Below are 14,172 nucleotides of genomic sequence, written 5' to 3' on the forward strand. Positions count from 1 at the left end.
CTACAGCTTCTAGATATTAAATCTTACTTTTTTGAGTTTCTTGGACTTGCCAATGAGTTTGCCATCGGCGAAAACTTGTAGGCCTTTGCCTTTGTTGTACTTTTTACCAGTTTCGTCCCAAAGGATTGTGATGAGTTTTCCATGATAGGAAATATTTTCTAGACAAAACCAAGCCCATTGTTTGCTAGAAATCAAAGGACTGATTTCTAGTACTTGGTCTTCACGAGGTTTTAATCCTATTAAATCGCTGATAATTAAGTCGGCGTACGCAGAGTGATTATAGAACTTACTTCTTGGATTGTCGCCTTTGAGCCATTCTCCATTTTTCTCATCTTGATACTCGCCTAAGTAAAGCTTACCATTCATTTGATGCGAAAAGGCATATTTCTTTAGTTCGTCATAAAAAACCTGAGGGGTCATATTGCCTTTATGTTTGTAATTATTGAGCAAATTGGACAGCGCCTTCAACGTCTGTGTAGTAGCATAAGGCCAAAGAGGTCCGTCCCATTCGCATCCATGTCCAGAACCATGTGTACGAAACAAAGGATGACGACGCTCAGCTGTGGTAATACCCCATTTTGCTTTAAAACCCAAAGTGTCGGTAAGCTGGCTCCATTGTTTGGCGTAGTTGGGCTTATCTTCTGGCAAATTAAAATACCAAGGAATAAAACCAATAGCCTCACGAGCGTCTGAGAAAGCTTTTGTTTTTTCTAATTTTACCTTAAAAAAGAAGGCCTTATCGTCCCATAAAGTATCTTCAACGGCTTTTCTGAGGAAATTGGCTTTTTCTGTAAAAATCTTTTGTGTGTTTGCATCGCCCAATAATTCTGCCATTCTGGCCAAAGATTTAGCATTGGCATACATATAGCTATTGATCGTCGGACGAATATTTTTATCTTTTCTTCCCCCACTAATAGACTCTTCCATCGCATCTTTTACATCAAATTGATAGAACATTCCGTTGGGTAATTGGCGTTCTTCCTCCCATTTTTTGTAGTCAGCTACGAGCGTCTGAAGGTTTTTTTCTAGAAAATTCTTATCCAAATTAACCAGATAACGATTATACACGGCGTCATCAATCCAGCTACTAAAGGCATGGAAACGCTGTACATTATGTTTGGGGTCGACATACAGCCAAAAGCGAATATAATCGTCGGTATATTGCTGATTACGAAGCCAACGAGTTTCGTAAATATGATGACCCAAGGCACTACTGATGGCATTGTGCTTACCAGCATGGTTTACTTTGGTGATAAATTCAGTAAAAATAAAGCCATCAGGTGTTTGCTTGAGGTGCTTTCGCAATGCCCACCAACGAAAATAGTAAATCTCTTGAAGCAATGAATCAGGGCAGTCCAACAAAGGAATATTCTGCGACAACCATTCGTAAGATTGTGCATTGGAAATATAATTGACAACAGCTTCTTCTTTATCTAGCACATTGTATCGCTCAACTGCCGAAGCTAAGGTTTTGGTTCCTACAAAATCGGTCTTCTGAGCCACACTCCCATACCCCAGAAGAATACAGCCCCAAAGGCTTAATATTTTTTTTATGTACATGATTTCTTAACTGTGAATGATGAGTTGTGAGTGATGAATGGTTATTTTATTCACAACTCATCATTCATCACTATTCTACCGTCCAGTCTATATTTTTTTGATTACCTGCAAAACCTGCGTCGAAGATTTTGATTTCTTGCGAGCCATCTACGAAGCCAAGAACTAGACATACGCCTTTGGCAAGGCTTAGTGTGTGCGTTCCCGCCTCGAACGAGAAGGTATGAATGTTGACAGGAGGCCAATCGCCTAGCAACATTGCATTGGTAATCTTACTTTCAGCTTGTCCAAAGTTATTGGCGCTGGCATCAATTTCAAGTTGAGGTTTTGGCAGAAAATCACTTTTCTTAGCATCATAAATCCCTATCTTTTCATTAAAATAGCCTACCAAAACTTTCACAGGTTTGTCTGTCTTGAACGTAATCTCTGTGCCTTTAGTAATCTGTGCTTTTTTTGATAAGATAATACCAGAAAGATTTTTTAACTCTGGTGCTATTCCTTGAATCACGATGCTAGTATCACTAAAAACTTTTTGGTTACTCGTTAATGGATAGGTCGTTAAGCTAGCATCTACGAGTTGAACCTGAGCGGGTTTGAGATATTGGATTTCTTTGATGACCTTACCAGAACTTTGCTTCAACGAATCAATAACGGTATGTAATCGAGTTACCTCTTTTTGGAAAACGGGTAACATTTCTTTCCAGTGAATGAAAGTCGCATCGACACCACGCATAGGAATTTTACGCTGTTTGGTTTGCATACTGTTGGCGTACAAATAGGTATCTTTTGTCAATTCAACCAGTTTGCTATAATGCTCAACGCTTCGTTCTAGATGTGGCAAAGCCTTTTCCAAATCACTAAGTTGATTGGAATATTTATAACGAACTAAGTCCAGCGCGGCATAAACCTTTTCTGAAAAAAACTGCGCCATAGCATTGTAGCAATGAACATCATTCTGCAAACGCTTGAATTCAGCCGTATTTTTAGTAACATTTTTAGCAATTTTATCAATCGCTTCTTGTGCTTTTCGTCCATGAACTACTACTTCATCGGCTACCTGTACAGGCGTTTCACCGATGTGTTTTTGACCTTTCCAATCTTTCTCTGCATATTCAATAATCATTTCACCTTCAGGTGCTTCTGATTCGTATAACATCGTAAATAAGCCATAACGATAAGGATTAATCAATTGGGTCATCAACATTCCTAAGGTTAGCGTCTGACGATTACCGTCGGTGATACCGTATCTGCGTAAAAGTTTGGGTGCAATTTCTCCAGTTTCGTTGTAGGCATCCAAAATTCCTTGTGCTTGGTTTGTAGCTAAACCATATTCTTTTCCGAGATAGGATTTCCAAAACTGCTGTTCTTCTATCGCAGGACGATTGGCACGCCATGCATATCTTGCCCATGTTTTGTACCACATCGCATCACGGTCGATTTGCAAAAGTCTTTCAGACGTTTTGTCTGCGGTGTATGGCCAGTCCCAGTAAGAGGCTTGAGGGTATAAATGCAGTCCATTAGCGCCATAAACGTTGTGCATGGCTTGCACACACTTCTGGATAAAGTCTGGCGAACTATATCTGAATGGTTCGAGATTTGACAAAAGATGCACATTTTCGATATGTACTGTACCAATTTGGCTTAATTTGCGATGTAATTCTGCCCATGAACCCCTTGGTGTATAGGTAGTTAGGGCTTCTCCATTGTATTTTGCCATCGTGTACAAATTTTTGTACATTGGTAAGGCTTCCTTCATGACCCTTGGTGCATCCGTATCATGCGCACGAAGCACAATGGGCGGTTCTGTTGTTTTACCTAAAGCTTTCAGACCATCTTGCACGCCTGGAATAATGGTTTTGGTAAACCAATCAACATCATCCTGTCCTACTCCTTCCATAGCTTCGCCCAAGGTGATTAATAAACCAACATTTGGATATTTTTCTACAAAAGCAGCAATAGACTTACGCGTATAATCTGCTATCAATGGAACAATCGGGCGATTACGGTCTTGGGTTTTGATTTGGTGATGCTCGGCAAAAGGCTTTGACACGATGATATTATAAAACATCTGAATTACCCAAATTCCTCTTTTATCAGCTTCCTCTGTCAAGAAACGATACATTTCTTCATTTTTCTTGAAAGTGGCATCGTCAACTTCTACAGCATAAGGATATTCTTTTACTCGAACCAAGGACGCAAAAGGATGTCCGTTCCAGATATAGAGTGAGTTATAACGGTTTTCGACCATCATATCTAAGTATCTAATCCAGAGTTTTTTATCATAAAACCAAGGGAAGTCTTTTTCTGTATAAGGATATTCATATACCTCACGGTCAGGTAAAAGTGTGGGTTTTTGCATACCTACACAAGTGCCACGAAGTACCATTTCGGGTTGGTCTTGATACACCAAGGTTTGCGGAACTGCTTTTTGCTGCTTAATTCTTTCAGCTAATTCCAAACAACCATACAGCACGCCAGATTCATCAAAACCTATAACCTGTAAAGGAGTTTGAGCAGATTTATATAAACGAAAACTTTCCTTTTTGGATAAAGTATTGCTATTGTTGAGGGCTTGCTGAGTACCAATCCAAATTTGTGGTTTGGAAGTATTGGCGTTGGTATAAACTTTATAGCCAATGCTTTCGAGCACCGCTTGAAGTTTGTTGACACCATAGGCAATACGTGGATTAGTTTGCTGGGGAACTTGCAAATAAATCGTTTTGGCCACGCCTTCCTTAGAGAAAGTACTTGCCAAAACATTGGATACATATAGGAAGAGGCAACAGAATACCAGTGAAATTTTGTACATAACTTATAGTCCTGAATCTGAGAGCTTTTGATTCGTCCGAAATGTATTTTGATAATATATTGGCGTGATGCTCAATAAATCTTGTATTTTTTTCGGAATAAATCAGATTTAACACATACAAAGGTATATGCTTAGAAGGGTCAGACTATCTACCATTTTCTCTGAAAATTATAGGATATTTGCATAGGGAAAGTTCTTGCTAAATTAGCAAAACGATACGAGCTATCCTTTATTTAGTGATTGAGCGGTTGAGTGATTTAGTGATTATTTTTAATAGGAATTTTATCAAAAAAATGTCTTTACTGAAATTTCTTGAGAAGCAGAATATTGTCAAATAAAAAATAATCACTCATCCTCTCAATCACAAATCACTAAATAACTCGTGTCATTTTATTGAAATATCTTTTTCAAATAAGCTGTATTGGCGCTGTAATTTCCTTTGACATCTTTGGGTTTGCTAGCATCTCTTGAGCGTTCGATAATTAGCCAGCCCGACCATTTCATTTTGTCCAAAGTCTTTTTGACCTTGAGCATATCTATTTCAGGGTCTTTTTCTAGCCAAACACCATCCTTATTGGTGGCATGAATCATGCAAATACGGTTTTTTCCTAAAATTTTTAACTCTTTATATAAATCACGACCTTCTTTCAAAGGATTTGAAAAGTTAAAATAAATCTGAATGGCTGGCGAACCGATTTCTTTGAGTAAAGCTACTTCCTCTTTGGCACTTAATGCCGTTTCAATACCAATGACAACGCCTGCTTCCTCTGCCATTTTTCCTGCGACTTTCAATCTGCTAACCACCGAATCACGAATAGATGGGTCTTTTTTTAAGTCACATTGTACGCCAAGAGGCAGAAATGCCACTTTTACATTCATGGCTTTCATGGTTTTTATACAATCTCGAATAGATTGTTGGTACTCTTCTCGACCACAAAATGATTGAGCATAATAGCCTGTCATGGCCAATGAGCATATTTCAAGTTTTAATTCTTTAGCTTTATCCATAAAAACCTGACGAATAGAATCGTTGGCGAGTTGGTTTTCAAAAGTAGGTCTTTTCCCCAAACCACCCATATCCAATTCAAGTCCATCTGCGCCAATCTGTTGCGTAAGCGTAATGGCTCCCAACTTTTGTCGCTTCAACAACATAAGGTCAATCAGTCCCACTTTATAACGAGCCGATTGTGCTAGTCCTTGACTAGCTAACATTAACAAAATCAATAAAAAACGCATTTCTTTGAGGGGTTAGTTGTCAGGCACAAGGCAAGAGTTTTTTATTCCCTGTTGCCTCTCGCCTTGTGCCTCTTTGCCTATTTTACTATTTCGAAAACATCTTCTCAACTATTTCAAAATCCTTCACAGCATTGGAAGGTAGCTTTTCGCCTTTTTCGCCAAAAACATATAGTGCAGGAAAAGGCTCGATGGTTATACCTGTTTCGACGATATTACCCGTTGTATCCTGAATCTTTTGAAGATCTAAACCTAATTCTTTTGCCATAAAGCCATACATTGCTTTACGTTTGTTAGCTCCATAATCATGTCCTTCACTTGGGAAATGGGCATTTTCTACCTTATTGGCAACATGATACAAATCATAAATTCGTTGTACAAATGGAAATTCGGTTTGTGGGACAAATTGTGTCCAATCTTTTCCATCCGAAATAATCATTTGTGCCCTTGGAGCTGCCATTGAGGCAATTTCTACGTTGTTTGTCCCTTCTCCACATAGGTGTACGCCCATACCGCTTTCGCAAGGACAACCCCCACTGTGATAGGACGACATCATGGCTACGGGAACACTTACTTTGATTCGGTCGTCGATAGCAGTTAACAACATCGTTTGACTGCCCCCACCTGATGCGCCCGTAATGCCTACACGTGTAGGATCGGCATCTTTGAGGGTTAGCAACCAATCCAAAATACGCATTCCATTGAGCATCTGGATGGTTTGAGCATGGCTACGACGGTGGTCTTCAGATTTGAATTGTAATGCTGATTCTCCCCAAGCAAAAAGATCATAACTAAAAGCCATAGCCCCCATTTTGGCTAAAGCCGCACATCTATACTGACAATCGGCACGATAACGACCATCCCCAAAATGCCCGTCTGGATTCAGAATAACGGGAATTTTACCTTTCGATTTTAAAGGACGATATAAAGACCCACTCACATAAACACCTGGCAAAGTTTCGATAGCTACATTTTCAACCGAGTAGCCATCCATGATTCGTTTTTGTGTAATGATGGGTTGAGACTGCGGTTTGGCTGGCGCATTTGGCATATCTAGTGCTTGCCAAATGCAGTTTTTCAAATTGGCTTTACGCAATTCCCAAGAAGTAATATCTGGTGAAAGCGTAGACAAATAGTTTAATTGCTGTTTGCCTTCCTCTGGAGTTTTGAGGTGATATTGAAAAGCTTGTAATTTATATTTTCCCTCTCCTTCTTTGGTAAAAGTTATATCCTGCGAATCCATGATATGATGGAGCGTTGTTTCTAAATCAGGTCTAAAACGCCATTCGGCATAAGTAACCTGCTTGTCAGCTACCAAGGCTTCAGGATAACGGATTTTTACCTTAAAACGAGACTCAATCGTTGAGATAACCTCCTTCAAAGGTTTTTTAAACGCCTGATCAGCAGTCTGTGCTTGAGCAAAACAACAAGCAATAGATAAAGTGATAGTGATGAGGATATTTTTCATGTTTTTAGGGGTCAGGGAACAGGCACAAGGGGTAAGTGTTTTTACTTTTTGCCTAACCCCTAATGCCTATCGCCTATTTTAAAAAATCAAAATACAAAACCATTTCAACCGCTCTTTTAGGCTCTTTTTCGTAGTCGTAAAAGACGTGCTTCATACTCATAGGACCCGTATTGTCGGCTCTGTTGGTTTTGGAACCAATTGCCGAAATACCTTGCATGAAGGAAATATCACCACTAGGGAAATTAATCACATAGTTTTGATAGGAATCAGTTTTGAAGGCTGGACTAAACAGTCTAAAAAACACATCTTCTGTTTCTGTGACTACGGTAAACGGTTGACCTTTGGTAATAAACTTACACCAATACATATTGGAATGGTATCCTTTGAATTCTGGATAGACAAAAGGAATTTCACCTGTTTCGGTAGTATTATAATCTTTCTTCCAAATGCCAAATTGATTTCCTTTCAAACGATTTTTCCATACTCTGTAAGGCCCATTTCCGAGATATTCTACGCCTTTAATTTCAGATTCTGGAAAAGAAAAATTAAGTCCAAAATAATTTGTCAAATAGGCTGCTGGAAAATATTTAACTTTCAATTTTACCCAACCCGAGGGATAAATAGTCCATTGCAGCGTATTGAATGCCTCTTTTTTGTCGTAAGTTGATTCAATGATTAAATTTTCGCCTTCAAAACGAGTAGTAATATTTTTAAAATTGGTGCTCCCTTCTTGAACAATTGGACCATTGCTGAAAGGAATAGCACCTTTTTCTGTTTGTACCGATTTTAACAAACCTGATTTTTTAGAAAAACCAATCGTCAAACCATTCGCTTTTACGACAAACAAAGAATCTTGCTCTTGAAGTGTAGGCTTGCTACTTCCCGAAGTCTGGACAGTTGCCTGCGCCATTGTTTTAGGCAAGGTAATTTTAAAACTCCAAGTGAAAATTTCTTTACCAAAAGGATCAAAAGCGCTCACATACAAAACATCATACTCCTGCCAATTGTGAGGTAGCTGCTGACAAGCTACGGTTCCCTTTTCTAAGGGTTTTAAGTTAGGAGAAAGAGCTTTGCCTGAAAGTTCGGGCAACTGGTGTAGCCCTAAAGATTTGAGTTTCCACGTAAAACGACATTGACTGGTATTGGTAAAATGATAGCGGTTTTCGATAGTAAATTTTCCATCAAAATCGGAGGTAATTTCTTTTGCCTCAAACTTGATTGGACTCCAAACTTCTTTGATAGTAAAATAACTTCCTTCCTTTTCACGATATGGTCCTACGATGCCATCCGAAGCACGATTTCCGTCGGTATCGAGGATGCGGTTTTTATCAGTTCTAACAATACCTTGGTCAACAAAATCCCAAAGGAAACCACCTGCACAAAGTGGTGTTGCCCACATATGCTCCCAGTAATCTTCCAGACCAGCCCCGTGTCCGCCGTCATACATCCCATGCAAAAATTCGGTAGGCATGACAATGCTATGGCCGTGATCATAATTACCGATACCATAGTTATAATCGCGATAATGCTGTGTGTCAAATCCTGCAAAATCTTCCCATGCGTGAATCACAGGACGTTTTTGTAAGTCTTTTTGAGGAAAAATTGGGTCTAATTCGTAATTATGACCACCTTCGTTTCCGTTAATCCAAAAAATCACAGATGGGTGATTTTCATCGTGTTCCATCAACTCTTCGAGACGTTTTGTGCCTGTTGGTGTATCATAATTGCCATGCCAGCCCGCCAATTCATCCATTACAAACAAACCCAAGGAATCACAAGTATCCAGAAAATGGTCATCGGGAGGGTAATGCGACATACGAACAGCGTTCATGTTCATATCTTTCATCAATTGCACGTCGAGTAAGCTCACAGCCTTTGAGGTGGTACGTCCTGAAGTTGGCCAAAACGAGTGACGATTAACCCCTTTGAATTTTATTTTAGTCCCATTGACATATACGCCATCACGCAATTTTACTTCGACTGTACGGAAGCCGATTTTCTTTTCAACTACATGAACCACTTTTCCATTTTGTAATAGGCTAATAGTCAATTTGTAGCGATTAGGTGTTTCAGAAGTCCAAAGCTGAACGTTTTGATAAAGCTTTTCAAGGGTAAGTTCCGACTGACCAGCTTTGAGAGTTGCTTGAATCGGCGTACCAACTTTTTGCCCATTTAAGGTATGTAACTGTGCTGATAAAGTAAGGCTTGTATTATTGGAACTAGTACGAATCACTGCCTTTAAATTACCATTAGCTTTGGCATCAATCGATACACGAGTAATATGCTGAACAGGTAAAACCTCTATATAAACTGGACGAAAAATTCCACCAAAAATCCAAAAATCTCCTTTGCGTTCAGCCTCATTAACCGACTGATTTGCAGAGTGTTTACTTACTGTTACTTCTAATAAATTTTCAGCGCCATAGTTGAGTAATTGAGCAATGGGATATTTGAAAGCATAATACGCACCTTGATGAATTTCCCCAGCAGATTTTCCATTGATTTTTACCTCAGCATCGGTCATAACACCTTCAAAAACAAGGTTTAATGCTTTGTCTTGCCATGACTTAGGTGCTTGGAAAAGGTATTTATAAAGTCCTTTTTCCTTACCTCTTGAGCTATCTTTGGCGAAGCCATAATTATATTTTCCAAAACCCTGCAATTCCCAGTTGGAAGGCACAGGAATATTGGTCCATTTGCCAGCATTACGACCTTCAGTACAGAAAAAATCCCATGAAACAGTTTGATCGTTCCCTTTTCCAGAAAGATAAACTCTTTGGGTTTCTTGGGCGTACAATGCCTTAAAACTCGACAGTAAGAATAGAAAAAGTAGAATTTTTTTGGTCATGATTGTTTTTGATGAGGGGAAAAAAGCACCAAGAATCAAAGGAGTAAAACAAACCTTTATTGCCTCTGTGCCTTATCCCTGTTCACTACTATTACTTTATACTGGTAAATGGTCGTGCAGGAAGTCCTTCTTTGTTGAAAAAATTAGGTTCTGCATCCTCTTGCCATGCAAATCGAACGGCTTTAGGTTCTGGGACTTTTTCGGAAAAAACTTCCACTTGGGTGCCTACAATAATGGCTTTTGCCTCGTAAAATTTCCCATCTGTACCAGCTATACTAAAATAGCTTAAGTCCTTTCCATCTTTGCTTTGCAAACCACTGCCTACAGATTCAAAATTTAAAATGGCTTTATGATTTTTGATTTTCATTTTCTTGAAAATAGGCCCAGAGGCAACTAAATCTTTTTTCCCGTAATCATGCTTCAAAGCTAGAAGTGCCAAACGTTTTCCGATTTCCCATTTGTACCAAGGATGAATATTGGTTAAGGTATCTGCCAAATCGGTCGTAGTTACAAAGTCAGTTTGCTTAAGTCTTTGACCCACATTAGCTTGAGCTTGCCAAAAAGTAGGAAGGGTTTCTTTGTCCAAAACGATTTTTCCGGTACTTTTTGAGTAGAGATAAGGGACTAATTGTACATAGTAAAAAGGCATTTTATCGTCTTTCCAAGCTTTTCTCCAACTCCTAATCAAGGTTTCCATTTTGTTGGTATATTGTACCGAATCCTTCAAGAAACAATTACTTTCTCCCTGATACCACAAAAAACCTTTCATAACAAATGACTCTAAAGGACTAATCATAGGATTATAAAACTTTGCGGGCTCACCTTCTACTTTTTTTCCTTTAAAATAGGGAGAACTAGCAAAAGCCTCTTCCGAAATCCAAGGTTCTATTCTGCTGCCTGGAATAGCCGACGAAATCATACCGATGGGTACGCCTGTCTGCTGATGAACTTCCTTTGCAAAAAAGTACGCGACAGCCGAAAAAGAACGCAAGGCGGAGTCTTGAGCAATACTCCACCCTTTGTGTTGTGGATCAGGTTTTACTAATTCTTTTCTGTTGACTAAAAAAATACGGATGAGAGGATTTTTGGCTATTTCTAATTCGTCAACAGGATTGGGATCTGGGAGATTGGGACGTTTAACCTTACTGTTTTTTCGCATGGTATATTCCATGTTTGATTGCCCAGAGCATAGCCATACTTCGCCTATTAAGATATTTTTAAGGGTAATAACTTCCTTCCCTTCAATTCTTAACTCTTGAGGAATGCTTGAGGCTGGTAATGCTTTAAGCCATACTTGCCAATTTCCCTCAGCATCAGCTATTGTTTGAGCGGATTGTCCTGAAAATTGGACGTTAATTTGCTCTCCAACAGAGGCTTTTCCCCAAATATGGATAGGTTTCTTTTGTTGGAAAACCATATTATGCCCCAAAATTCGAGGTAAAACAATTTGTGCTTTTACCGAAAAAATCGAGCAAAAACTAAATGCTAACAGAATATATGATTTGATTTTTTTCATAAAAACGTCAATAGTTTTAAGCTAAATCCCCTCTAACTAATCCAAAATAGTCTGCTGCACCCACTTGACCACCTTTGACATTTACTTCTAAGCCATTGATGGCCTCGTTGGAAGAATATACTCGACAAAGTGGTGCCCCTTTTACCATTGGTGCAATCATTTCTAGAGCTTCAATCTCAAGTGCGCGTGCTGCATAACTCGACGTATCGCCACCTGCAATCAACAAACGGGTAATGTGAGTTGATTCGATGACTTTTTTAGCAATCAATCCCAGTGCTGAACCCAGTTTTTCAGAAGACAAAGGAATACTTTCCTGTAAACCTCCTTGGGTATGAATCATAACAGAATTTCCGTTTTCGATATGAGTAATAGCCTGATCAATATAGGATTGTAAGATATTTTCAGATAGTTCTTCCTGTGCAAGTAATGGAGCATCAACGATGATTTCGATAAAATCATGTTGCTTTGCCCAATCAATCTGTGCGCTTGTTACGGGCGAGCAACTTCCTGAAATCACCAACAAAGTGTCGACTTTTGTGAGTGCTTGCCAAGTATTTTTAGGTGAAAAAACACCTTGCTGATTCCAATAGGAACCCAAAGCCATTTCGATACCTGATGAGCCAATTGAAAATAAGGTTTGGTTTTGTTCCAGTGCTTTTTCCTCTAAAAACTTACCAATTATTAATAAATGATTTTCATTGATAGCGTCGATAAACAAAGCTTTTTTACCTGCTGAAACTTGTTCTGTTTGTGCTTTTGCTAGGGTATCGGCTTCAACTTGTAAAATATCGAGTAAGCCAATTTCTACAGAAGTTTGTCTACCCAAGTGCAAAACTAAATCGGCTTCGTCGGCTGGCGTCACAGGGTGCTTGCTCATGGAAGGATGGCGATCGAGACGATAAATTTGTCCATCACTACCGATTCCCATACGAGCAAAGAGATTTCCAAAAACAGAATATCGACCCAAAGATGGCGCTGCAACCAAAATAGGCGTCCATTGATTTTTGAATTGCGCCAAGCCCAATTCAAGCACCAAGCCGATATTTCCAATTTCAGGAGAAGAGTCAAAAGTAGAACAAACCTTGTAATGCACATGCTTCGTTTGAAGTTTAGCTAAAGCATCAAAGGCCGTTTGAAGCTCCTCTTTAATGGCTTCTTTTCCTAAAGCTCTTGTTCTTCCTGCTATACCAATGGCTTGTAAATGAGGGTATTGCTGTAATGTTTCCTTTGTCGGAACTTCGAAAAACAACATCGTCTGCAATCCTGCACGAGATAAAAACTCTAAGGCATCGGTCGAGCCCGTAAAATCGTCGCCATAGTAAGCGATGGATAATTGAGGTGTTTGCATGATTATTTACTTTCTAAAACTAACACCCAATCATTGCCATTTTTAGGTTCTTGAGGCGTATCAAAAGTTTGGATACCAGTATTTTCGATTTCACCGATGGCTTGGTATGTGCCAGTACGTGGGTCAAACCATTGAGCTTTTACCGTTTTTCCTGCAATTTTACCCATGTTTACCTTGAAAGTACGTCCTGTGTAGGTGTACAAAAACGCATAATTTTTACCACGAGTAGCTACAACATACTCATATTTTTGTCCATTATCAGCCACTAAACTTTGGTCTGGTATTCTTTCAAAAAACGGTTTAGATAATAGCAGAGTTTTCAAATGTTTCATTTGGAAAGAACCAGGCTTAGCCATTCCTTCATACCAATATTCTTGCGGACCAAATGAGGTATCATCGTATTTTGGACGGTGCATTTGCATGACCGAATTTTGTCCATAAGTATAACCAAAAGCCCCTGCAAAAACTGACCAATAGCCATAACGACGCACATCGGCGTCTGTCCAACGAGGTTGGGTTACATCATGCAAACCGTATGGAATACCCTCATAAGAAGGCTCACCGTCGATAACTGGTTTAGTAGGTTTGAGTTGATAATCCGCTTGGATATAGCGCCAATTGTCCTCACCATAATGCCATTTTTCTTTGGCAGACGTATCTTGCGCATACGTGCGGTGACCTGATTGTACCATGTTAAAATCTAACCAAGTATCTTTATGAAACCATTCTGAAGACGAAGTACGCCCACGTGGGTGATAGGTAATCAAGTGATTTTTGTCGATTGCACGTATGGTTTTTCCGAAAATATCCCATACATTTTTACCTGTACTTCCTTGAATATCACCACCGTTTAACCAAATGATATTGGAGTAATTTTTGTAACGATTGGCTAAAAATGTTGCATAAACCTTTGCTCGCTCAGGAGTTACTTTTTTATCTTTCACATTGCCACCCCACAAAGGCACAAAGCCAATAAAAATGCCCTTTTTCTCAGCGGTATGAATGACAAAATCTACGTGATCCCAAAAGTCATACGCTTCATTATCAGCTATAGCTGAACCTTTGGTTACTTTTGGTTTAGCGATATTGCCTCCTACTAATGCCGAATCTCCGTATATGTTTACCACATTGAGCGTATGTAATCCCATTGCCTGAATCACATTGAAACCCTTTTGGCGACGATCTTCTAAGTAGGTTTCTACTTCTTCGCGTGTAAGTTTTGAGAACAATAACCAGCCCGTATCACCAAGCCAAAAGAAAGGTTTTCCATCTTTGGTAGCGATATATCTTTTATTGTCAGAAACTTTTAAAGCAGGAACTTGTGCCTTAGTGATATTTCCTGTGATTAGAAGTAAGCCTACTAGAAAGGCCAAAAATCCTTTTTTCATGGATG

General features: G+C 39.2%; 8 protein-coding genes. All 8 read right to left on the minus strand.

Going from position 1 to position 14,172, the window contains the following annotated elements:
* Positions 1-9: 9 nt before the first annotated feature.
* Positions 10-1,560, minus strand: coding sequence for an MGH1-like glycoside hydrolase domain-containing protein (locus tag ACOVQ4_RS14520; RefSeq protein ID WP_421821347.1), 1,551 nt, complete (start codon positions 1,558-1,560; stop codon positions 10-12).
* Positions 1,561-1,630: 70 nt separating this feature from the next.
* Entirely contained in the window at positions 1,631-4,366 is a 2,736-nt protein-coding gene (locus ACOVQ4_RS14525; protein WP_421821348.1) for an alpha-d-galacturonidase, read from the minus strand.
* Positions 4,367-4,756: 390 nt separating this feature from the next.
* A complete protein-coding gene (locus tag ACOVQ4_RS14530) occupies positions 4,757-5,602 on the minus strand; it encodes a sugar phosphate isomerase/epimerase family protein (RefSeq protein ID WP_421821349.1) in 846 nt (281 codons plus the stop codon).
* Between the two features lie 85 nt (positions 5,603-5,687).
* Positions 5,688-7,067 carry a CocE/NonD family hydrolase gene (locus ACOVQ4_RS14535; RefSeq protein ID WP_421821350.1) on the minus strand — a complete coding sequence of 460 codons (1,380 nt, stop codon included), beginning with the start codon at positions 7,065-7,067 and terminating at the stop codon, positions 5,688-5,690.
* A gap of 73 nt (positions 7,068-7,140) precedes the next feature.
* Positions 7,141-9,915 (minus strand): glycoside hydrolase family 2 TIM barrel-domain containing protein, encoded by a 2,775-nt coding sequence (locus ACOVQ4_RS14540; RefSeq protein ID WP_421821351.1) that lies wholly within the window; start codon positions 9,913-9,915, stop codon positions 7,141-7,143.
* Positions 9,916-10,006: 91 nt separating this feature from the next.
* The gene (locus ACOVQ4_RS14545; protein ID WP_421821352.1) at positions 10,007-11,431 is read right to left on the minus strand and encodes a sialate O-acetylesterase; all 1,425 of its coding nucleotides are present in this window, start codon (positions 11,429-11,431) and stop codon (positions 10,007-10,009) included.
* Positions 11,432-11,447: 16 nt separating this feature from the next.
* Entirely contained in the window at positions 11,448-12,779 is a 1,332-nt protein-coding gene (locus ACOVQ4_RS14550; RefSeq protein WP_421821353.1) for a four-carbon acid sugar kinase family protein, read from the minus strand.
* A gap of 2 nt (positions 12,780-12,781) precedes the next feature.
* A partial coding sequence (locus ACOVQ4_RS14555; protein WP_421821354.1) for a glycoside hydrolase family 140 protein occupies positions 12,782-14,172 on the minus strand: 1,391 nt, incomplete at its 5' end.

Source organism: Flectobacillus sp. (genome assembly GCF_049240685.1).
GTDB lineage: Bacteria > Bacteroidota > Bacteroidia > Cytophagales > Spirosomataceae > Flectobacillus.

Bases quoted from the DNA above. Each gene is read 5' to 3' on its own strand.
- ACOVQ4_RS14520 (WP_421821347.1), bottom strand. From the start codon at position 1,560: ATGTACATAAAAAAAATATTAAGCCTTTGGGGCTGTATTCTTCTGGGG.
- ACOVQ4_RS14525 (WP_421821348.1), bottom strand. From the start codon at position 4,366: ATGTACAAAATTTCACTGGTATTCTGTTGCCTCTTCCTATATGTATCC.
- ACOVQ4_RS14530 (WP_421821349.1), bottom strand. From the start codon at position 5,602: ATGCGTTTTTTATTGATTTTGTTAATGTTAGCTAGTCAAGGACTAGCA.
- ACOVQ4_RS14535 (WP_421821350.1), bottom strand. From the start codon at position 7,067: ATGAAAAATATCCTCATCACTATCACTTTATCTATTGCTTGTTGTTTT.
- ACOVQ4_RS14540 (WP_421821351.1), bottom strand. From the start codon at position 9,915: ATGACCAAAAAAATTCTACTTTTTCTATTCTTACTGTCGAGTTTTAAG.
- ACOVQ4_RS14545 (WP_421821352.1), bottom strand. From the start codon at position 11,431: ATGAAAAAAATCAAATCATATATTCTGTTAGCATTTAGTTTTTGCTCG.
- ACOVQ4_RS14550 (WP_421821353.1), bottom strand. From the start codon at position 12,779: ATGCAAACACCTCAATTATCCATCGCTTACTATGGCGACGATTTTACG.